Annotated in this window: 19 protein-coding genes; 6 read left to right on the forward strand and 13 right to left on the reverse strand. The window is 71.9% G+C overall.

The annotated features are described in order from the left end of the window. Positions 1-61 precede the first annotated feature (61 nt). From R4P08_RS05000 to dapE, 6 genes are all read right to left on the reverse strand, one after another. A complete protein-coding gene (locus R4P08_RS05000) occupies positions 62-229 on the reverse strand; it encodes a DUF3117 domain-containing protein (protein ID WP_317812648.1) in 168 nt (55 codons plus the stop codon). A gap of 130 nt (positions 230-359) precedes the next feature. Continuing rightward, positions 360-671 carry a DivIVA domain-containing protein gene (locus R4P08_RS05005; protein WP_317812649.1) on the reverse strand — a complete coding sequence of 104 codons (312 nt, stop codon included), beginning with the start codon at positions 669-671 and terminating at the stop codon, positions 360-362. Positions 672-749: 78 nt separating this feature from the next. Then, on the reverse strand, positions 750-1,637 hold the full coding sequence (folP, locus tag R4P08_RS05010) for a dihydropteroate synthase (protein ID WP_317812650.1): 888 nt from the start codon (positions 1,635-1,637) through the stop codon (positions 750-752). Continuing rightward, positions 1,634-2,188, reverse strand: a complete 555-nt coding sequence (locus R4P08_RS05015; protein ID WP_317812651.1) for a TIGR00730 family Rossman fold protein — start codon at positions 2,186-2,188, stop codon at positions 1,634-1,636. The genes folP and R4P08_RS05015 overlap by 4 nt, the downstream gene beginning before the upstream one ends. Further along, a complete protein-coding gene (locus tag R4P08_RS05020; protein WP_317812652.1) occupies positions 2,188-2,988 on the reverse strand; it encodes a TIGR00730 family Rossman fold protein in 801 nt (266 codons plus the stop codon). Before R4P08_RS05020 ends, R4P08_RS05015 begins: the two co-directional genes overlap by 1 nt. 38 nt (positions 2,989-3,026) lie before the next feature. Beyond that, entirely contained in the window at positions 3,027-4,196 is a 1,170-nt protein-coding gene (gene dapE / locus R4P08_RS05025) for a succinyl-diaminopimelate desuccinylase (protein WP_317812729.1), read from the reverse strand. A 69-nt stretch (positions 4,197-4,265) separates the two neighbouring features. Here dapE and dapD point away from each other — a divergent pair, with 69 nt between their 5' ends. Further along, positions 4,266-5,243, forward strand: coding sequence for a 2,3,4,5-tetrahydropyridine-2,6-dicarboxylate N-succinyltransferase (gene dapD, locus R4P08_RS05030; protein WP_317812653.1), 978 nt, complete (start codon positions 4,266-4,268; stop codon positions 5,241-5,243). Between the two features lie 123 nt (positions 5,244-5,366). Here the strand turns inward: dapD and dapC are convergent, their stop codons facing one another. From dapC to R4P08_RS05045, 3 genes are all read right to left on the reverse strand, one after another. Then, on the reverse strand, positions 5,367-6,479 hold the full coding sequence (gene dapC / locus R4P08_RS05035; RefSeq protein ID WP_317812654.1) for a succinyldiaminopimelate transaminase: 1,113 nt from the start codon (positions 6,477-6,479) through the stop codon (positions 5,367-5,369). A 5-nt stretch (positions 6,480-6,484) separates the two neighbouring features. Continuing rightward, positions 6,485-6,808, reverse strand: a complete 324-nt coding sequence (gene fdxA, locus R4P08_RS05040; protein WP_317812655.1) for a ferredoxin — start codon at positions 6,806-6,808, stop codon at positions 6,485-6,487. An 84-nt stretch (positions 6,809-6,892) separates the two neighbouring features. Next, positions 6,893-9,472 carry a bifunctional FO biosynthesis protein CofGH gene (locus tag R4P08_RS05045; protein WP_317812656.1) on the reverse strand — a complete coding sequence of 860 codons (2,580 nt, stop codon included), beginning with the start codon at positions 9,470-9,472 and terminating at the stop codon, positions 6,893-6,895. A gap of 99 nt (positions 9,473-9,571) precedes the next feature. Here R4P08_RS05045 and R4P08_RS05050 point away from each other — a divergent pair, with 99 nt between their 5' ends. Further along, positions 9,572-10,216 (forward strand): PH domain-containing protein, encoded by a 645-nt coding sequence (locus R4P08_RS05050; protein ID WP_317812657.1) that lies wholly within the window; start codon positions 9,572-9,574, stop codon positions 10,214-10,216. Then, positions 10,213-11,961 (forward strand): PH domain-containing protein, encoded by a 1,749-nt coding sequence (locus R4P08_RS05055; protein ID WP_317812658.1) that lies wholly within the window; start codon positions 10,213-10,215, stop codon positions 11,959-11,961. Before R4P08_RS05050 ends, R4P08_RS05055 begins: the two co-directional genes overlap by 4 nt. Here the strand turns inward: R4P08_RS05055 and R4P08_RS05060 are convergent. The 4 genes from R4P08_RS05060 to typA are packed head-to-tail and all read right to left on the reverse strand — an operon-like array spanning position 11,932 to position 17,055. Further along, complete coding sequence (locus tag R4P08_RS05060) at positions 11,932-12,363, reverse strand: hypothetical protein (RefSeq protein ID WP_317812659.1); 432 nt, start codon at positions 12,361-12,363, stop codon at positions 11,932-11,934. The genes R4P08_RS05055 and R4P08_RS05060 overlap by 30 nt on opposite strands. Next, positions 12,360-13,256, reverse strand: a complete 897-nt coding sequence (gene mshB / locus R4P08_RS05065) for an N-acetyl-1-D-myo-inositol-2-amino-2-deoxy-alpha-D-glucopyranoside deacetylase (RefSeq protein WP_317812660.1) — start codon at positions 13,254-13,256, stop codon at positions 12,360-12,362. The genes R4P08_RS05060 and mshB overlap by 4 nt, the downstream gene beginning before the upstream one ends. Continuing rightward, complete coding sequence (locus R4P08_RS05070; protein ID WP_317812661.1) at positions 13,253-15,121, reverse strand: ABC transporter family substrate-binding protein; 1,869 nt, start codon at positions 15,119-15,121, stop codon at positions 13,253-13,255. The genes mshB and R4P08_RS05070 overlap by 4 nt, the downstream gene beginning before the upstream one ends. Positions 15,122-15,132: 11 nt before the next feature. After that, positions 15,133-17,055 carry a translational GTPase TypA gene (gene typA / locus R4P08_RS05075; protein WP_317812662.1) on the reverse strand — a complete coding sequence of 641 codons (1,923 nt, stop codon included), beginning with the start codon at positions 17,053-17,055 and terminating at the stop codon, positions 15,133-15,135. 351 nt (positions 17,056-17,406) lie between these two features. Here typA and R4P08_RS05080 point away from each other — a divergent pair, with 351 nt between their 5' ends. The 3 genes from R4P08_RS05080 to aqpZ all read left to right on the forward strand — a co-directional run bounded on the left by R4P08_RS05080 (position 17,407) and on the right by aqpZ (position 19,814). Then, on the forward strand, positions 17,407-18,087 hold the full coding sequence (locus R4P08_RS05080) for a hypothetical protein (protein ID WP_317812730.1): 681 nt from the start codon (positions 17,407-17,409) through the stop codon (positions 18,085-18,087). 38 nt (positions 18,088-18,125) lie between these two features. After that, positions 18,126-18,854, forward strand: coding sequence for an NAD-dependent protein deacylase (locus R4P08_RS05085; protein WP_317812663.1), 729 nt, complete (start codon positions 18,126-18,128; stop codon positions 18,852-18,854). Between the two features lie 138 nt (positions 18,855-18,992). Next, on the forward strand, positions 18,993-19,814 hold the full coding sequence (aqpZ, locus tag R4P08_RS05090) for an aquaporin Z (RefSeq protein WP_317812664.1): 822 nt from the start codon (positions 18,993-18,995) through the stop codon (positions 19,812-19,814). The last annotated feature ends 5 nt before the right edge of the window (positions 19,815-19,819 follow it).

The following is a 19,819-nucleotide window of genomic DNA, read 5'->3' on the forward strand; positions in this document are numbered from 1 at the left end:
GACGACGAAACGACGCACCCGCCGCGATGGCCGGGTGCGTCGAGTTCAGTGCAGTGCTCGGTCAGGAAGTGGCCTGCGTGAGCTCCGCGCCGAGCGACTTCGCCTCATCTGGGGTCAGCTCGACGACGAGGCGTCCGCCACCCTCGAGAGGGACGCGCATGACGATCCCACGGCCCTCCTTGGCCGCTTCCATCGGTCCGTCACCGGTCCTGGGCTTCATAGCCGCCATCGGGTCGATTCCCTTCGTCCTTGGCCGCGGGCGGCGTCCGATGAGGACGGCCGGGCCCACGTGCGATATTGCTGAGTGGATACACCTGATTCTAGCGCGTCACACGGGGCCTGGACGCCGGAGCACGACTTCAGACCACCCCGTGGGATCGCCCGACGTCGGTTTGCTCCACATCCATCGCCGCGCGGAGTCGATCGATTTCGGCCGCCGCCTGCTCCAGGGCCCAGTCGACCTCCGCCATGGTGTAGCCCCGCGCGGACATCCCGAACTGCACCGCACGCAGGTCGGAACCGGTGATCGGCCCCTCGGGCAACTGCGTGACCGTGTGCCCCCGGGCGACTTCCGGGAGCAGCTCAGCGCGGCCGAAGACCACGACGGACAGGGCGAAGAGCGCTGCCGCGACGATCAGCGTGGCCACCACGTAGATGACGATGGTGAGCATGAGCGCCCTCTCTCTTTCTCCCGCGACTAGCTTGGCGTTCCAGTCTGGCACACGACCCGGGGCCGGAGGATCGGTGCGTCAGGCGAGACCGCGGACGGTCCGTGCAGGTGGGCGGGTCCCGATGATCGAGGCGACCATCTCCAGCGACCGCAGCGTTCCCGGGACGTCGTGGGTGCGGAACACCCGCGCGCCCTTGAGCGCCGCGACCGACGTGGCCGCGATCGTGCCCTCGGCGCGGTCGTCGACCCCGGCATCCAGGGTCTCCCCGATGAAGTCCTTGTTGCTCAGCGCCATGAGGACGGGATGGCCGAGCGCGACGATCTCCTCCATCCGCCGCAGGAGCTCCAGTCCGTGGAAGGTGTTCTTGCCGAAGTCGTGGGTCGGGTCCACCAGGACGGCGTCGGCCGGGACGCCCGCGGCGATCGCGCGATCGGCGGCAGCGGCCAGCTCCGAGACCACGTCGCGGACCACGTCCTGATAGCCCACGCGGAACGGGCGGGTCCGCGGCACGGCGCCGCCGGTGTGGGAGCAGACGAACCCCGCCCCCGCCTCGCCCGCCGCGGTCAGCACGCCCGGGTCGTGTCCGGCCCAGGTGTCGTTGACCAGGTCCGCCCCTGCGGCCAGCGCCCGTCGCGCGACCTCGCCCCGCCACGTGTCCACCGAGATCAGGACGCCGGGGTACCTGGACCGGACCGCCTCGACAAAGGGGACGACCCGCCGGGTCTCCTCGCGGGCGTCCACGAGATCACCCGGGCCGGCCTTGACCCCGCCGATGTCGAGGATGTCGGCACCGTCCGCCACCGACTGCTCGACGCGGCGCATCGCGGCCTCGTCGGAGAACGTGGCGCCGCGGTCGAAGAACGAGTCCGGCGTGCGGTTGACGATCGCCATCACCAGGGGCCGGTCGACCGGGACCGGGCGGCCGCACAGCGTGGGCCGGGGCGCCGCGGCCGACCGCCGGGTCATCGCCGCCCCCCACAGGCGTCGAGCGCCGCGTCCAGGGTGTCGCACACGACCAGGCATTCGAGGGCGTGGGATTTGACCAGACCCGAATCCGCCAGCCCGCGGATCCAGTCCAGCAGTGGACGGTAGAAGCCGATCGGGTCGTAGAGCACGACCGGCTTGTGGTGGAAGCCCAGCGAGGCGGCCGTCCACACCTCGAACATCTCCTCCATCGTCCCGATCCCGCCGGGCAGGGTGAGGAACGCATCGGAGCGCTCCTCCATCTCGCGCTTGCGTTCGCGCATGGTGGTGACCACCACCAGGTCGTCGGCCGCCGTGTCGGCGACCTCCAGTACCCGCAACCCCTCCGGGATGACGCCGACCGTCCGTGCCCCGCCGTCCCGGGCCGCCTCGGCGAGGGCGCCCATCATGGACACGTTGCCGCCACCCGAGACCAGGGACCAGCCGCGGCGGGCGATGCCCGCACCCACCTCCGAGGCGATGGCGAGCAGTTCGGGGTCGGACGTCGAGGACGCGCAGTAGACGCACACCCTCCACCCGGCCTGGGTCGCCATCAGCGTTCGACCCCGCGGTGGTCCTCACCCAGGAGGTCCTCCCGCTGCTCGGAGGTCGACGCCGCGCGGTGGTGGGCATCCTGGATGTACTCCACCGCCTCGGGCACGGAGTCCGTGACCAGAAACAGCTCCAGATCCGCGACGGAGATCATGCCCTGCTCGGCCAGGGTTCCGCGGATCCAGTCGACCAGCGGGGTCCAGAACTCCACACCCAGCAGGACTATCGGGAACCTGGTGATCTTGTCCGTCTGGACCAGGGTGATGGCCTCGAAGAACTCGTCCAGGGTGCCGAAGCCGCCCGGGGTGCAGACGAAGGCCTGGGTGTACTTGACGAACATGGTCTTGCGGACGAAGAAGTAGCGGAAGTGCAGCCCGAGGTCCACCCAGCGGTTCAACCCCTGCTCCATGGGCAGCTCGATGCCCAGGCCGACCGAGTGCCCGTCGGACTCCCAGGCCCCCTTGTTGGCGGCCTCCATCTGACCGGGCCCGCCACCGGTGACCACGGCGTATCCCGCCTCCGCCAGAGCGCGCCCGAGCTCCACCGCCTGCTCGTAGGCCGGGTCGCCGGGCCGGGTCCGCGCGGAGCCGAAGACGCTCACCGCGTCGGGCAGTTCCGCGAGCGCGCCGAATCCGTTGACGAACTCGCTCTGGATCCGCAGGACCCGCCAGGGGTCGGTGTGCAGCCAGTCGGTGTCCTGGTTCTTGTCCAGCAGGCGCTGGTCGGTGGTGGTCCGTGAGCCGCCCTTGTCACGACGGACGAGGACCGGTCCGCGCAGGTGTACGGGATCGTTCGGTGCCATGAGGGCGAATCCTTTGGTCGGGTGGCTCGATACCGGGCTCAGCCGGAGGTGGTGAGGTACCGGCGCAGAACGTCGGCCACCTCGGTGATCTGCGCGGCGGGACATTGTTCGTCCCGTTTGTGCGCCAGGCCCGGGTCTCCGGGACCGAGGTTGACGGCGGGGATGCCCAGGGCGGCGAACCGCGAGACGTCGGTCCACCCGTACTTGGCCCGCACCCGCCCGCCGGCCGCGCGCACCAGGTCCGCCGCGGCCGGGGCGGCGAGGCCGGGCAGCGCGCCCGGGGAGAGGTCGGTGAGTTCCCAGTACAGGCCCACCCCGTTCGGCGCCTCCTCCCCGGCGGGTACCCGGGGCAGGTCCGTCAGGCCGAGCGCACCCAGAGCATGCGCGAGCGCGACGCCGGTGTCCCGGTCGGGGGCGGACCGGAAGTTGACGTCGAGCCAGGCCTCGTCCGGGACGGTGTTGCCGGCCACGCCCGCCGACATCCGCACGGCCTGCAGGCCCTCCCGGTAGACGCAGCCGTCGATGTCCACCGACCGGGGCTCGTACGCGGCGAGCGCCGCGAGGACCGGGGCGAGGCGGTGCACGGCGTTGTCGCCCAACCAACTGCGCGCCGAATGGGCGCGGACGCCGCGGGCGTGGACCCGGATCCGCAGCGTCCCCTGACACCCGGCCTCGATCAGCCCCCCGGTGGGTTCGCCGAGGATCGCCACGTCCCCGCTGAGCCAGTCCCGGTGGGTGCGCTCGAGCACGCCCAGGCCGTTGGCGGTGGCCTCGATCTCCTCGCAGTCGTACAGCACCAGGGTGAGATCGTGGGCCAGGTCCTCCGAGTCCGCCAGGGTGGCGAACAGGTGGAGGAACACGGCGTCGCCGGACTTCATGTCCACGGTCCCGCACCCGTGGAGCACCAGGTCGGCGCCCTCGCCGGTGAGCCGGCAGGGCACGTTGTCCGCTATGGGGACGGTGTCGAGGTGCCCGGCCAGGACGACCCGCGTCGGCAGGCCCCGCCGGGTGCGGGCGAGGACCCGGTTGCCGTCACGGATGACGTCCGTCCGTCCCGCCGCGGGCCCGCTGAAGCCGGCCACGGTGGACTCGAGCGCGGCGTGGACGACCGCGGCGATGGCGCCCTCCTCCCGTGAGGGACTGGCGATGTCGACGAGGGCGCGGGTGAGGGCGACCGGGTCTGCGGTCAGGTCGGGAACGGCGGTCACGGCGGTCACGGCGTCCACCATAGATGCCCGTGGCCCGTACGTGCGGTCACCGCCCGCTAGCATCGGGGCATGAGTGCACAAGGAGCCGTGGCCACCGGAATCGCCACCCTGACGTCCGATCACACCGTCCTCGACGTGTGGTATCCCGCGCCGGAGCTCGGGGCCGCCGCCGACGGGGGCCATCGTGTCCTGTCGGGGGACGAGGTCCCCCCGGAGCTCGCTCCCCTGACCGGACCCGACTCGGACCGCGGGGTCGAGCGGGTCGCGGTGCGGGTGGAGATAGAGGACCTCACCCGGGCCCCGGCCGACGCCTACGACGCCTATCTCCGGCTGCACCTCATCTCCCATCGGCTCATCAAGCCGCACTTCGCCAACATGGACGGCCTGTTCGGCACCCTGGCCAACGTGGTGTGGACCAACTTCGGGCCCTGCGCCGTCCAGGGCTTCGAGCTGGTGCGCGCCAAGCTCCGTGCCCGGGGCCCGGTCACGGTCTACGGCGTGGACAAGTTCCCCCGGATGGTGGACTACGTGGTCCCGTCCGGCGTCCGGATCGCCGACGCCGACCGCGTCCGCCTGGGTGCGCACCTCGCCGAGGGGACGACGGTCATGCACGAGGGCTTCGTCAACTTCAACGCCGGCACGCTCGGCCCGTCGATGGTCGAGGGACGCGTCTCGGCCGGCGTGGTGGTGGGCGCGGACTCCGACGTCGGCGGCGGCGCCTCCATCATGGGCACGCTCTCCGGCGGCGGCAAGGAGACCATCTCGATCGGCGAGCGCTGCCTGCTCGGCGCCAATTCCGGCGTCGGGATCTCGCTCGGTGACGACTGCGTGATCGAGGCCGGTCTCTACGTCACCGCGGGCACCAAGGTCGACGTCAAGGCGGGCGCATGGGCCGAGCGCGAGCCCGTCAAGGCCGGTCAGCTCTCCGGGATGGACAACCTGCTCTTCCGCCGCAACTCGGTCTCCGGCGCGGTCGAGGCCGTGCCGTGGAAGCGCGAGGGCTCCGGGGGCGTCGCGCTCAACGCGGACCTGCACGCCAACGACTGACCCCGCCCGGGCCCTCGAGCCGACGTCGAGCCGACGTCGACGAGAAGAGCGTTCCGCGCACAACTGCCGAGTAGATGTGCGCGGAACGCTCTTATCGATGAGGGGGCAGGCCGGCGGCCCGGCTCACGCCAGCCGGCGGACCGCCTCGGACACCGTCTCGTCGGTGGCCGTGAGAGCGATGCGGACGTGCCGCGCCCCGGCCGGACCGTAGAACTCGCCCGGCGCCACGAGGATCCCGCGCTCGGCAAACCAGTCCACCGTGTCCCGGCCCTGCTCGTCCCGGGTGGCCCAGAGGTACAGGCCCGCCTCCGAGTAGTCGATGCGGAACCCGGCCTCCTCGACCGCCGGGTACAGCAGCGCCCGCCGGGCCCGGTACCGCTCGCGCTGCTCGGCCTCGTGGGCGTCGTCCCGCAGCGCCGCGACCATGGCCGACTGGACGGGCAGCGGCATCATCAGGCCCGCGTGCTTGCGCACCTCCAACAGCTCCGCCACCAGGGCGGGATCGCCCGCGACGAACCCGGCCCGGTACGAGGCCAGGTTGGAGGTCTTGGACAGCGAGTGCAGGGCCAGGAGCCCGGTGTGGTCGCCGCCGGAGACGCGCGGGTCGAGGATCGAGGGTGCCTCGCCCTCCCACACCAGTCCGAGGTAGCACTCGTCGGACGCCACGATCACGCCGCGCTCACGGGCCCAGTCGACCACCTTGCGGAGGTGCTCGACGCCGAGGACCTTGCCGCTGGGGTTCGACGGCGAGTTGAGGTAGAGCAGGGCGGGTGACGACGGCCCGAGCTGCATGAGGGAGTCCGCGCGCACCACTGCCGCCCCCGCGAGCAGCGCCCCCACCTCGTAGGTCGGGTACGCCACCTCCGGCACCACGACCGTGTGACCCGGGCCGAGCCCGAGCTGGGTGGGCAACGCCGCGATGAGCTCCTTGGTGCCGATCGCCGGCAGGACCGCACCGGGTGTCAGCCCGGTGATGCCGTAGCGCCTGGCCAGGGAGTCGACGACGGCCTCACGCAGCGCGGGCGTCCCCACCGTGGTGGGGTAGCCGGGCACGGCGGAGTCCGCGGCGAGGGCGTCCCGGATGACCGGCGCCACCGGGTCGACGGGCGTGCCGACGGTGAGGTCGACCAGCCCGCCGGGGTGGGCGGCGGCGCGGGCCCTGGCCTCGGCGAGCGTGTCCCAGGGGAACACCGGCAGTGCGCGACCCGGCGGACGACGCTCCGGGCGGGACACCACCGGGTTCACTCCTGGTTCATGGGCGGGAGCGCCTTGACGAACGGCGTGTCGTAGTCGACCTTGCCGACCTTGGCGGCGCCGCCCGGCGAACCCAGCTCGACAAAGAAGTCGGCGTTGGTGTTGTTGTACTCGGTCCACTCGTCCGGGGTGTCGTCCTCGTAGAAGATGGCCTCCACGGGACAGACCGGCTCACATGCTCCACAGTCGACACACTCATCGGGGTGGATGTACAGCATCCGGCCACCCTCGTAGATGCAGTCGACGGGACACTCCTCGACGCAGGACTTGTCCATCACATCGACGCACGGCTCTGCGATCGTGTAGGTCACGTCGGCCACCTTTCTCGTAACGGTATGGCGGTATCGTATGTCACTGGTCACGTGGGCGACGACGCCGCCCCGCAGGTCGTCAGCCTATGTGACGACGGTCACCAGGATCGGGCTGGGGGCCGGGCCGTAAACCGTGTCGCGGCGCCGGGCCGGCCGCCCGATCCCGGTGGCGATCTCCGCGATCTCCTCGGGCGTCTTGGCCGAGCCGTTCTCCGCTCCGGCCATGCGCGAGATCGTCTCCTCCATGAGCGTGCCGCCCAGGTCGTCGGCGCCGGACCGCAGCATGGTCCGCGTCCCCGCCACGCCGAGCTTGACCCAACTGGTCTGCACGTGGTCGATGGACCCGTGCAGCATGATCCGGGCCAGTGCGTGGACGGCGACGTTCTCCTCGCGGGTGGGACCCGGACGGGAGGCGCCGGCCAGGTACAGCGGCGCGCTGCGGTGCACGAAGGGCAGCGGGACAAACTCGGTGAACCCGCCGGTCCGGTCCTGGATACCCCGGAGCGTGCGCAGGTGCGCCACCCAGTGCCGAGGGGTGTCCACGTGCCCGTACATCATCGTCGAGCTCGACCGCAGCCCCACCTCGTGGGCCGTGGTGACGATGTCGATCCACTCGCTGGCCGGGAGCTTGCCCTTGGTCAGCACCCAGCGGACGTCGTCGTCGAGGATCTCCGCGGCCGTCCCCGGGATCGTGTCGAGCCCGGCCGCGCGAAGCTCGGTGAGCCACTCCCGCACCCCGACACCCGAGCGGGCCGCGCCGTTGGCGATCTCCATGGGACTGAAGGCGTGGACGTGCATGGACGGCACGCGCGCCTTGACCGCCCGGACGAGGTCGGCGTAACCGGAGACCGGGAGGTCCGGGTCGATGCCGCCCTGCATGCAGACCTCGGACGCGCCGGAGACGTACGCCTCGTAGGCGCGGTCGGCCACCTCGTTCGCGGAGAGCGAGAACGCGTCGGCGTCGCCCTTGCGCTGGGCGAAGGCGCAGAAGCGGCATCCGGTGTAGCAGATGTTGGAGAAGTTGATGTTCCGGTTGACCACGTAGGTCACCGTCTCCCCCACCACGTCCGCGCGGATCCGGTCCGCCAACCCGGCGACGGCCGCCAGACCGTCGCCCGAGGCGGTGGCCAGCGTGAGGTACTGCTCGTCGGTGAGCCCGGCCGGGTCCGCCTCGGCGGCCCGGAGCGCCGCCACCACGTCGGCATCCGCCCGCTCGGGGGTCAGTGCGGCCGCGCCGAGCTCGGCCGCGCGGGCACGGATGACATCCCAGTTGCCAAAAGCCTCGCCGATGTCCGACCGGGTCTCGGTATTGCGGCCCTCGGAGTCGATCGCCGTGTGCAGATCGGTTCGTCCGCTCGAGTCCCAGTCGTCGTCCGGCTCCTGCCAGGGTCGTCCGGCGGGGCGGACCACCTCGTCGTCGTCGCCGATCGCCGCCAACCCGCTCACCGGGTCCGCCAACGCGCGGACGTGGCCGGCCACCCTCGGGTCGATCCAGGCGTCCCCCGCGCCCACGTAGCGCGGATGCGCGGTGAGGCGTTCGGTCAGCGTCCACCCGGCCGCCGCCAGGTCCGCGGTGAGCTCGTCGAGGTGGGGCCACGGCCTCTCGGGGTTGACGTGGTCCGGCGTCAGGGGCGAGATCCCGCCGAGGTCGTCCACGCCCGCGTCCAGCAGGGCCAGCACGTCGCCGCGTTCCACCAGGTTGGGCGGCGCCTGCACCGCGACCCGGGGGTCCAGGACCAGGCGCGCGACGGCGATCGCGGCGAGGAACTCGTCCCGCCCTGCGTCTGCCACAGCGCGCATCGCGGTATCCGGCTTGGCCCGGAAATTCTGGACGATCACCTCCTGGAGGTGACCGAACTCCCGGGCCAGAGCGGCCAGGGCGAGCAGGCTCTCGGCCCGCTCGGTCCGGTTCTCCCCGATGCCCACCAGGATCCCCGAGGTGAACGGCACCGCGAGCCGGCCCGCGTCGGTCAGGGTGCGCAGCCGGACCGCCGGGTCCTTGTCCGGGCTCCCGTGATGGCACTCCCCGGGCGTGGTGAACAGCCGGGTCGCGGTGGTCTCGAGCATCATCCCCATCGAGGGCGCCACCGGCTTGAGGGTCGAGAGCTCGGACCAGGACATCACCCCCGGGTTCAGGTGCGGCAGGAGGCCGGTCTCCTCCAGTACCCGGATCGCCATGGCGCGGACGTACTCCAGCGTCGAGGAGAACCCCCGGGACTCGAGCCACTCCTTCGCCTCCGGCCACCTGTCCTCCGGCCGGTCGCCCAGCGTGAACAGCGCCTCCTTGCAGCCGGCCTCCGCGCCGCGGCGGCACAGTTCGACGACCTCGTCGGGGTCGAGGAACATACCCTCGCCCGCCGCGCGGAGCTTGCTCGGCACCGTGACGAAGGTGCAGTAGTGGCACTTGTCCCGGCACAGGCGGGTGAGCGGGACGAAGACCTTGCGCGAGTAGGTGACCACGCCGGGCCTGCCCTCGTCCGCGAGCCGGGCGTCCCGGCGGGCGGCGGCCAGCGACGTGAGGACGCCCAGATCCTCGCCCCGCGCGGCCAGCAGCACCGCCGCCTCCGTGGCGTCGAGGGTGAGGCCGTCCCGCGCGCGGCGCAGCGCGCGCCGCGTGGCCGAGGGCGTGGGCTCGGGGTCGACGGGCGTCAGGGCGAGATCCATGACCGCGATGATGCCCCACCCGGGCCGGGTGGCGGGCGGCCGGTGGTTCGCGAGTGGTCAGGAGGGTCGCCGGTGCGCCCGCCCACTAAGCTGTGCGACATGCCCGAACCCGCCGTTCCCCTCCGCAGCAACGGGGACACACTCGTGTCCGCGCCGGCCCCGGGCGCCGGGGGTGCCCACGCCCTGCGCGAGCCGGATCCGTCGGCGACGGCCGGGGTCGTATCCGACTCCGGGGAGGGTCTGCTCACCACCAACCGCGTGCTGGTCACGGCGCCGCGGCACCGGATCGAGAAGCGCACCCCGTTCCTGTGGGTGATCGAGGGCATCTGGTCGTGGGCGATCCTGGCCGGACTCCAGGTGGCCTGGTTCTACTGGGACGAGAACGTGATGGGGTTCTGGAACTGGGTGGCCCTGGGCGCGACCATCCCGTTCGCGTTCATGTCCATCGTGGTGGCGCCGTGGTGGCGCTACATCGTGGCCCGCTGGGACGTGTCCGACACCGCCGTGTGTTCCCGCAAGGGCTGGTGGACCACGCAGTTCCGCATCGCCCCGCTGTCCCGGCTCCAGACCGTCTACACCACACGCAACCTGTTCGAGCGCTGGTTCGGCCTGGCCACCGTCCACGCCTCCACCGCCTCCGCCCAGGGGACCGTCGAGATCCGCGGGCTGGCCCTGGCGGACGCCGAGGCGCTGGCCCAGCACCTCATCGCGATCGCCAACCTGGACACCGGGGACGGGACGTGAGCGGGCCGGGATCCGTGACCGGGGCGGAGGTTCGAGGGAACGACGACGACGAGGGCGGCTCCACCGTCGACACCGCGGTCGCCCCGGGTGCGGACGGGGCGGAGGAGATCCTCGTCGCCGACTCAACGCTTGACGAGACTGCTGACGAGACGGTTGACGAGACTGTCGACGAGGTCGAGGAGACGATCGAGGAGGCGGTCGACCCGGAAGCCCCCTGGGAACGCCTGTCGTGGCGGATGCTGCTCGTCGACCCGCTCGGCTCCCTCACCCGGCTCCTGCCCCTGTTCCTCATCTCGCTGTGGTTGGGATCCAATCGCAGCAACTACTGGTTCGAGATCATCGTCATCTCGCTCGTGGTGGTCGGCGGGTTCCTGCGCTGGGTCTCGACCAGCTACCAGGTGGGTCGCACCCACATCATCCTCAAGAAGGGCTTCTTCAGCCGGCAGGTCGTGACGGTCGCCCGCAGGCGCATCCGGAGCGTGGACACCGAGTCCGACCTGTTCCACCGGGTCATGCGCGTGTCGATCGTGGAGGTGGGGACCGGCCGCTCCGACGCCGGGAAGTCCGACGCCGAGCGTTTCCGCCTCAACGCCATCGACACCACCAAGGTGGAGCCGCTCCGCGATGAACTGCTGGCGCACCGCCGCGCACTCGACCCGTCGCTCAGCGAGGAGGACGAGGAGCAGTGGGGATCGAAGTACGGCGAGGACATCGCCCGCTGGCGTATCACGTGGGCGCGGTTCGCCCCGTTCTCCTTCATCGGGTTCGGCGTGCTCTTCTCCCTGTGGCTCATCACCTGGCAGATGGGCGACATGCACGGCCGGATCATGGACCTCCGGATGGTCGACGCGACGACCTCGTGGCTCGACTCGCTCGGGCAGCCCTGGGCGTTCGTGGGCAAGGGCATCGGGATCTGGCTGGTGGCCGGCGTGCTCGCCGTGATCACCTACGCCATCCGCTACGGCAAGTACGCGCTCACCGACCACGGCTCGCTGCTGTACGTCCAGAACGGCATCCTGCGCCGCAAGCACCAGGCCCTGGACAAGGCCAGGCTCCGCGGCGTGGAGATCCGGCTCCCCGTCTATCTCCGGATGCTCGGCGGTGGCCGGCTCGAACCCATCATGACCGGGACCAAGAAGGGGGCCGCCGCGTCGACCCTGCTCCCCCAGGCACCCATCAAGGATGTCCGCCGGGTCGCGATCCGGATCCTCGGGGATGAGACCCCGGTGACCGTGCCCCTGAGGCGTCACCCCTGGAAGGCCGCCCGCCGGCGGATCACCCGCGGCCTGTTGCCGTTCTGGATCGTCGCCGGGCTCATCGTCCTGGTCCGGATCGACTCCGGGCCGTCCGCGGACATCTGGGTCCGGTGGGGCATCCCGGCCGCCCTGGTGATCTTCCTGGCCCTGTCCGTCGACCGGATCCGGATGTTGGGGCACGCGCTCCTACCCGGCATGCTGGTGAGCTCGCACGGTTCGTGGTCCGCCAAGCGGACGGTGCTCGAGGCGGACGGGATCATCGGCTGGACCGTCACGCAGTCCGTCTTCCAGCGTTCCGCCCGCGTCGCCACCGTCTCGGCCGCCACCCCGGCCGGCAACGGCGTCTACTCGGTCATGGACATGGCCGCCGACGAGGCGTGGGCGCTGGCCGAGGCGCTGACCCCCGGGATCACGGACGTGTGGAACCACGACGGGGACCCCGACACCGACACTCCGGCCTCACCCTCGATGGGCGTCCGGCGACGGTGATCGGCCGAAGGTGGCCACCCACAGCGGGATGAGGCCGCCGACCACCAGCAACGCCAGACCCCGCAGCCCGACCGGGACCGGCATGTCGCCGCCCGGTCCCAGGTCCAGCGCCACGAGCGTGAGGATCCAGACCAGTGCCGGGAACGCCGCCACGGCTCGGCGTTCCGACCAGGTGGACGCCACGCGGACCAGGAACAGCGACCACGCACCCGCCGCGAGGATGCTGACGGGGAACGGGACCAGCCCCACGTACATGGTCAGCCAGGCCGCCGCGAGCACGCAGCTGGTGGCCGCTCCCGCCGCGAGCAGGACCAACGCCACGCCCAACTCGCCCGGGGAGGTCGTTCGCGGCGTCGTCCCGGTGCTCTTCACCAGCGTGCTGGTCGCGAGGGTCCTGTTCACGAGCGCTCCTCCCCCAGCCCGTCGAGCAGATGCGTCGTGCCGGGTTCGCACCTGACATAGGGGCCGTCGGTGACCCCGATATCCCGCGCGATGTACCACTCGACCTGCGGTACCGGTTGGAGCACGCCGTTGGTCAACGCCAGGAACCACGGTTCGCCCTCGCCTCCCGGGGCCAGCTCGAGTTGGGTGCGGTGGCGGGTGAGCGCCTCCAGCTTCGCCGCGTAGGTCGTGTCGTCGAGCGGGACGCGGTGGGTGAGCCGGGAGTCGGACACCGACGGCAGCTCGTCCGGCTCCGCGTGCCGCAGCCGGTCGGGCGGGGCGGGGTGCCGCCGGGTGATGTCGGACTGCGCGGTGACGGTCCACGCCACCCGCCGGGGTCGGTGGGTGGCCTGATCGACCGCGGCGTGGACCACCTCGTGGGCACGGATGTGGTCCGGGTGTCCGTACCCCCCCTGTGGGTCGTAGGTGACGACGAGGTGGGGCTGCCACCCGTCGAGGAGCGCCACCATCTGGTCGACCGCCGCACGCCCGGAGCCGACGAACGCGCGCGGGTGCTCTGCGGAGGGTGTCCCGGCCATCCCCGAGTCCCGCCACCGGCCGGCGCCGCCGAGGAACCGTGGGCGGTCCACGCCGAGCGCCCGGAGTGCGGTCTTCAGCTCCCCGATCCGGTACCCGCCGAGCTGGTCGGCCCGGTCGGCCACGAGCTCCGCGTACTCCTCACCCAGGACCTCCCCCTCCTCCCCGAGGGTGCACGTCACCACGCGCACCTCGACTCCGGCCGCGACGAGGGCGGCGATGGAGCCACCGGTGGTGATCGCCTCGTCGTCGGGGTGGGCGTGCACGAACAGCGCCCGTACGCCGTCGGCCGACGGCGAGGCAGCGGACTGGGTCATCCGGTCCTCCTCCAGTTGGGTGCGGTGTCGAACACCTCGGTGACCATCGGCGGTGCGGGGTCGATCCCCCCGGGACGCGGTCCCCCCGTGCCGATCCCGTCGACTCCGACGCCGGAGAAGAGCAGCCCGGGTCGGACGAGCGGGACCCGGAGTGCCAGGTTCGCGACCAGGTCACCGGCGGCGGTCAGGTCGGGCTCGGCGGGACTGTCGCCCGGCCGGATCGCACTGTCGGCTGAGCTGCCCAGTGCACGGTCCAGCGCCGGATCGCACACTCCGGACACCCCGCTGGCCCGGGCCGGAGCGGAGGTCCCGATCGTCCGGGGCGGCGCGCTGGTGGTGGTGGTGGGGCTCGTGGTCCCCGTCGACTCCGGTGTGGTGGTGACACCGGTGTCGGGCTCGGGCGGGGCGAGGGTGGTCACCGTGGTGGGCGAGCGGCTCGGCGTGGTGCGGTCGCGCGCGTCGGTGCTCTCGTCGGCGCTCGTGGCCGGCGCGCAGGCGAACCGGGACACCGCCGCGACCGCGGCCCGTCCGTCGACCCGCTGCCACCCCACGACCGCGTCGACCAGCCCGTGCGGGAGGGCGTCGCCGTACAGGGCGAGCGGGTCGAGTTCCCAGACCCTGGCGCCGATCCCGGCGCCGCGTAGCTGGTCGGCCACGGTGTACGCGGCGTTGAGTGCGCGATCGTCCTCGGCCTCCACCCCGAGGGTCACGCTCAGGGGGGTGCCGTCGCGCTCCCACCGGGTGCCGACGCGGGTGAACCCGGCGCCGGTGAGCGCGCGTTGGACGGCGGCGGCGTCGCCGGTCGTGGTGGTCTCGGACGCCTGCGGGAACGGGAACGGGGTGACGGACGGGTCCGCCTCCCCGGTGACGATCCGGGCGACCACCTCGGGGTCCACCGCCGCGGCGACTCCTCGGCGGACCGCCGGGTCGTCGACGGCGGGCGCGACCGTGTTGAACCCCAGCTCGAGCTGGATCGCGGCGTCGACGGAGAGGGACCGGACCCCGGGGACGGTGCGGGCGACGTCGCCCGCCACGGGGGTGGCGGCGACCATCGAGAGCGATCCCGGGCCCCGCAACGCCGCACCGAGTTGCCCGGTGCCCGTCGCGCGTCTGACGATGATCTGGTCCGGCCCGGGCACCCCCGCCCAGTACCGGTCGTTGCGGACGAACTCGATCTCGCCCCGGCCGATGTCGGCGACGCGGATCATGAACGGCCCGGCGCTCATCACCGGCAGACTGGCCATCGCGCCCTGGAATCCGTCGGGTGCGTCCTTGAGGATGTGGCCCGGGAGCAGGTGGGAGAACAGGGTCTGCCAGTGTTCCGGCGGGGAGTCGAACTCCACGTCGACGACCTTGCCCCCGGCGCCCGCGCGGACCGCCACGATCCGCTCGTACCCGGCCGGGTCGACCACCCCGGGCTGCGTGGTCATCTGGCGCCACAGGTACTCGAAGTCCTCAGCGGCAACGGGGACGCCGTCCGACCACTGGGCCTGGTGGTCGATGGTGTAGCGCACGATCCGCCCGTCACCGCCCAGCGGCTCCGCGGACACCAGGAGGTCGCGGTTGATAACGGGGGCTCCGCCGGGCCCGGGTCCGAACGCGCTGGGCAGGAGCAGGGAGGCCACCAGGTCGGTGTCGACTCCCTGGTCCGCGAGGAGGTGGGGGTTGAAACCCCCGTCGACGCGGTCGAGCGCCAACAGGACGCCCCCGGCGGAGAGGCTGACCGCCTCGCCGTCGGAGCGCTCCTCCCCCACCACCGTGGGTGGGGGAGGATCGGCCACACACCCGGTGACGACGACGAGGGCGAGCGCGGCGGCGAGTACGGCAGTACCCCGCCGCCGCCCCGGCGCCCCGATCGTGGTCACCAGGTGTCTCGTCAGTTGGCCGACTGCTGCTCGCGGGACTTGCCCTTGCTGCGGTTCTTGGCCCGCTCGTTGGCCGTCAGCAGGACCTTGCGCACGCGGATCGCGTCCGGGCCGACCTCGACGCACTCGTCGCCGGCACAGAACTCCATGGCCTCCTCCAGCGTGAGGTTGCGGGCCCGCTGCAGGGTCTCGGTCGTGTCAGAGGCCGCCGCACGCATGTTGGTGAGCTTCTTCTCCTTGGTGATGTTGACGTCCATGTCCTCCGAGCGGGGGTTCTCACCCACCACCACGCCCTCGTACACCTCGGAGGTGGGCTCGATGAAGAAGTCGCCGCGGTCGGCCAGGCTGAGCAGCGCGAACGCGGTGGCCTTGCCGGCCCGGTCGGCCACCAGCGAACCGGTGTGCCGCGAGCGGATCTCCCCGACCCAGGGCTCGTACCCGGCGGACTCGGAGTTGGCGATCCCGGCGCCGCGCGTCTCGGTCATGAAGGTGGTCCGGAAGCCGATGAGGCCGCGGGCCGGGACGGTGAACTCCATCCGGACCCAGCCCGAACCGTGGTTGCCCATCTGCTCCATGCGGCCCTTGCGCGCGGCCATGAGCTGGGTGACGGCGCCGAGGTACTCCTCGGGCACGTCGATGGTCATGTGCTCCATCGGCTCGTGGACCTTGCCGTCAACGACCTTGGTGACGACCTGCGGCTTGCCCACGGTGAGCTCGAAGCCCTCGCGGCGCATGGTCTCGACGAGGATCGACAGCGCCATCTCGCCTCGGCCCTGGACCTCCCAGTCGTCGGGTCGCTCGGTGTCGAGGACCTTGAGCGAGACGTTGCCGACGAGCTCCTGGTCGAGGCGGGCCTTGACCATCCGCGCGGTGAGCTTCTTGCCGCCGTTGCGGCCGGCGAGCGGGGAGGTGTTGACACCGATGGTCATGGAGATCGCCGGCTGGTCGACGGTGATCGCGGGAAGCGCGACCGGGTTCTCCGGGTCGGCGAGGGTGTCACCGATCATGATGTCGCCGATGCCGGCCACCGCGACGATGTCGCCGGCGACGGCCTCCTCGGTGGGCACCCGGGTGACACCCTTGGTCGCGAGGAGTTCGGAGATCCGGACCGACTTGGTCTCCTGCTGGCCATCCGGCAGGTTGTGGATCCACGCGACCGTCTGCCCCTTGCGGAGACGGCCGTTGTGGATGCGGACGAGCCCGATGCGACCGAGGAAATTGGACGCGTCCAGGTTGGTCACGTGCGCCTGCAGCGGGGCGTCGGCGTCTCCACGCGGGGCGGGGATGACGTTGTAGAGGAGGGTGAAGAGCTCGTCGAGGTTCTCCCCCTCCGGCTCCTGGCCGTTCTCCGGCTGGGTGGTGGACGCCTTGCCGGCCCGCCCGGAGGCGAAGACGACGGGCAGCTCGAGTGCGTGCTCGGCCGCGGCCTGGGCGGCCGGGTCCTCGAGGTCGGAGGCGAGGCCGATCAGGAGGTCCTGGGCGTCCTCGACGACCTCGTCGATGCGGGCGTCCGGGCGGTCGGTCTTGTTGACCACGATGATGACCGGAAGCGACGCCGCGAGCGCCTTGCGCAGGACGAAGCGGGTCTGCGGCAGCGGGCCCTCCGAGGAGTCGATGAGCAGCACGACGCCGTCGACCATGTTGAGGCCGCGCTCGACCTCTCCGCCGAAGTCCGCGTGACCCGGGGTGTCGATGATGTTGAAGACCAGGTCGGCGCCGTTCGACCCCGCGCCGAGCCGCCGCACGGACGTGTTCTTGGCGAGGATCGTGATGCCCTTCTCGCGCTCGAGGTCGCCCGAGTCCATGACCCGATCCACGAGTTCCGCGCGTTCGTCGAACGCGCCGGACTGGCGCAGCATAGCGTCGACGAGCGTCGTCTTTCCGTGGTCGACGTGGGCGACGATTGCGACGTTGCGGAACTCGGTCAGGGCCATACGGTGGGTTCTCCCTCGGGGGCGTTCTGCGCCGGGGGCGGCTCTCTACCGCCGGGCGCGTGGTGGGAATCTGCGGATGGTCCGCGTGATCCACATGCGCGTCCGGTGGAGCGCGCGTGCGTACCCACATTACCCGCAACGGCCGCTGAGTCGTTATCGCGAGCAATCAAGGTCACACTCGGAGCGCCCGGTGTTGTTTACATCACTAGCAACATCTGTAACACTCGACCCATATAGAACCGTTTACGCACCTCGGGCGCCCGCACCTCTGAGCGCTGTGAGAACATCTAGCGGTCGACTGGTCGGCCCGCCGCCCGGTCCGCCCGCCTCATCCGAAGAATGGACTCGCCAGTGATCCGCGACTCGCTCAGGACCTCGTTCAGGACCCTAGCCGTTGGTGCTACAGCCGCCGTGGCTGTCTCCTTGGCCGTACCCGCCACCGCCAGCGCTCAGTCGCTCGACGCGCTGGGCCGCCCCACCGAGCCGGTCCTCCAGGCCATCGAGAACCTCTCCGAGCAGCAGTGGATCCCCGAGTCCACCCGCGGCACCATCGCGCGCGCGGTCGGCTTCTTCCGCGGCACCGGCGAGCCCGGTACCCCGCTCCCCGAGAACGGCCCGCGCATCGCGCAGTTCGCGTACCCGACGATCATGCAGGGCTGCATCGACGGGGAGCAGACCGCCGTCGGCGCCGCCACCGCGGTGCCGGGCAAGGCCGACCTGCCCCTCCCCGGCATCCCCGCCGGCGAGCTCGGCTTCATCTTCACCGCGCTCGGCACCGAGGGTGTGGCCGCCGCGCAGGCCCAGCCCATGACGGTCGACTGGGTGAACGTCAACAACGGTCGCCGCGGCACCACCGTCCTGAGCTACAACGGGATCAACGAGGGCGGCCCGGCCACCGTGAACGGCACCGCCCAGACCGGTCCGGGCCAGGTGTTGATGCTCCTCCAGGGCGGCGTCACCACCAACCTCGCCGACGGCGGGACCTCCAACTGCGTCGCGTTCCCGACCGTGGGGACCGCGTTCGTCCCGTGACCGCCGGCGGTGCGGGGCGCGATCGGCCCCACCCCGACATGAGCAAGGCCCGTCTCGCCCTCACCGGCGGCGGGCCTCTCGTCGTTCTCACCGGTGCCGGCATGAGCGCCGAGAGCGGAGTGCCCACGTTCCGGGACGCCCGGACGGGCCTGTGGGAGCGCTACGACCCCACCGCCCTGGCTACCCCGGAGGCCTGGGAGCGGGACCGCGACACCGTGTGGGCCTGGTACCGCTGGCGGGAGCACCTGGTCGGCGCCGCCCGACCCAACGCCGGCCACCTCGCGATCGCCCGGGCCGCCGCCGGGCGCCCCGTGGTGGTGGTGACCCAGAACGTCGACGACCTCCACGAACGGGCGGGGTCCGAGCAGGTCCACCACCTCCACGGAAGCCTCTTCGACCACCGGTGCGACGCGTGCGGGACCCCGATCGAGGTGGAGGAGCCCGCCGCGGAACCCGTGAGTCGGCTCGCCCCGCCGGAGTGCCCCCGGTGCCCGGGTCGGGCCAGGCCCGGGGTCGTCTGGTTCGGGGAGTCGCTCCCCGTGCAGCCGTGGGAATCCGCCGTTGACGCGATCTCCGCGGCATCCGCGGTCCTCGTCGTCGGGACCTCCGGTCTGGTCTATCCCGCCGCCTCACTCCCCGCCCTCGCGGCCGACTGCGGCACCCCCGTGATCGAGGTCAACCCGGGCCCGTCCGGCCTCGGGTCAGAGGTGACCCTCCACCTCCGCGCGACCGCGGCGCAGGCGCTCCCGGCACTCCTCGCGCCCTGACGCTCGACTCGTGCTGCCGGCGAGGTCGCCAATCCGGTGCAGGCGGCCGACCGGGGTACTAGCGTCCTGGGCACCGGGCCGTCACCGGGACGTCCCCACCTCCCCGCTCCGGGGAGTTCACCACCGGGAGGCCGTCCCATGTCCGAACCACCCACCAGCACACCACCCACCAGTACACCGACCTCCGCCACACAGACTGCCGCCACTCCGTCCTCCCGCGCACCGTCCTGGACGGCGGTCGTCGCCGCCGAGGTCATCGGCACGTTCTGGCTGGTCCTCGGCGGTTGCGGCACGGCCGTGTTCGCCGCGGTCCAGGTGGCCACCGCCGATACCGGCGACGTCGCGGTGGGCGTCGGGTACCTCGGAGTCTCCCTGGCCTTCGGCCTGACCGTGCTCACGGGTGCGTACGCGTTCGGCCACATCTCCGGTGGGCACTTCAACCCCGCCGTCACCGTCGGCGCGGCGATCGCCGGCCGCCTCCCCTGGGCCAAGGCGCCCGTGTACATCGTCAGTCAGGTGGTCGGCGGGCTGGTCGCGGGCGCCCTCATCCTCGTCGTGGCCAGCGGTAAGGACGGCTTCGAGGCCACCGGCGGGATGGCCGCGAACGGATTCGGGGCCAACTCCCCCGACGGGTACGGACTGCTGTCGGCGCTGATCATCGAGGTGGTCCTCACCGCGATATTCGTCTGGGTGATCCTCGGGGCCACCGACCACCGAGCGCCGGCCGGTTTCGCACCCGCCGCCATCGGCCTCACCCTGACGCTCATCCACCTCATCTCCATCCCGATCACCAACACCTCGGTGAACCCGGCCCGGTCGACCGCCGTGGCGTTCTTCAACGGCGCCGGGGCACCCGGCCAGCTGTGGCTGTTCTGGGTGGCGCCGATCGTCGGTGCGCTCATCGCCGGCGCTCTGTACGGCCCCCTGTTCGGCGAGCGAACCAGGGCCACAGCCGCGTGACGCCC

The sequence above is a fragment of the Rhodococcus sp. IEGM 1408 genome (genome assembly GCF_033142235.1).
In the GTDB taxonomy this organism is placed as follows: domain Bacteria; phylum Actinomycetota; class Actinomycetes; order Mycobacteriales; family Mycobacteriaceae; genus Dietzia.

What these genes read in the sequence shown, in the direction of transcription:
- mshB (WP_317812660.1), bottom strand. Translation starts at nt 13,256, where the DNA reads ATGACCCAGTCCGCTGCCTCGCCGTCGGCCGACGGCGTACGGGCGCTG.
- R4P08_RS05050 (WP_317812657.1), top strand. Translation starts at nt 9,572, where the DNA reads ATGCCCGAACCCGCCGTTCCCCTCCGCAGCAACGGGGACACACTCGTG.
- R4P08_RS05020 (WP_317812652.1), bottom strand. Translation starts at nt 2,988, where the DNA reads ATGGCACCGAACGATCCCGTACACCTGCGCGGACCGGTCCTCGTCCGT.
- aqpZ (WP_317812664.1), top strand. Translation starts at nt 18,993, where the DNA reads ATGTCCGAACCACCCACCAGCACACCACCCACCAGTACACCGACCTCC.
- typA (WP_317812662.1), bottom strand. Translation starts at nt 17,055, where the DNA reads ATGGCCCTGACCGAGTTCCGCAACGTCGCAATCGTCGCCCACGTCGAC.
- R4P08_RS05015 (WP_317812651.1), bottom strand. Translation starts at nt 2,188, where the DNA reads ATGGCGACCCAGGCCGGGTGGAGGGTGTGCGTCTACTGCGCGTCCTCG.
- R4P08_RS05045 (WP_317812656.1), bottom strand. Translation starts at nt 9,472, where the DNA reads ATGGATCTCGCCCTGACGCCCGTCGACCCCGAGCCCACGCCCTCGGCC.
- folP (WP_317812650.1), bottom strand. Translation starts at nt 1,637, where the DNA reads ATGACCCGGCGGTCGGCCGCGGCGCCCCGGCCCACGCTGTGCGGCCGC.
- R4P08_RS05085 (WP_317812663.1), top strand. Translation starts at nt 18,126, where the DNA reads ATGAGCAAGGCCCGTCTCGCCCTCACCGGCGGCGGGCCTCTCGTCGTT.
- R4P08_RS05005 (WP_317812649.1), bottom strand. Translation starts at nt 671, where the DNA reads ATGCTCACCATCGTCATCTACGTGGTGGCCACGCTGATCGTCGCGGCA.
- dapD (WP_317812653.1), top strand. Translation starts at nt 4,266, where the DNA reads ATGAGTGCACAAGGAGCCGTGGCCACCGGAATCGCCACCCTGACGTCC.
- R4P08_RS05000 (WP_317812648.1), bottom strand. Translation starts at nt 229, where the DNA reads ATGGCGGCTATGAAGCCCAGGACCGGTGACGGACCGATGGAAGCGGCC.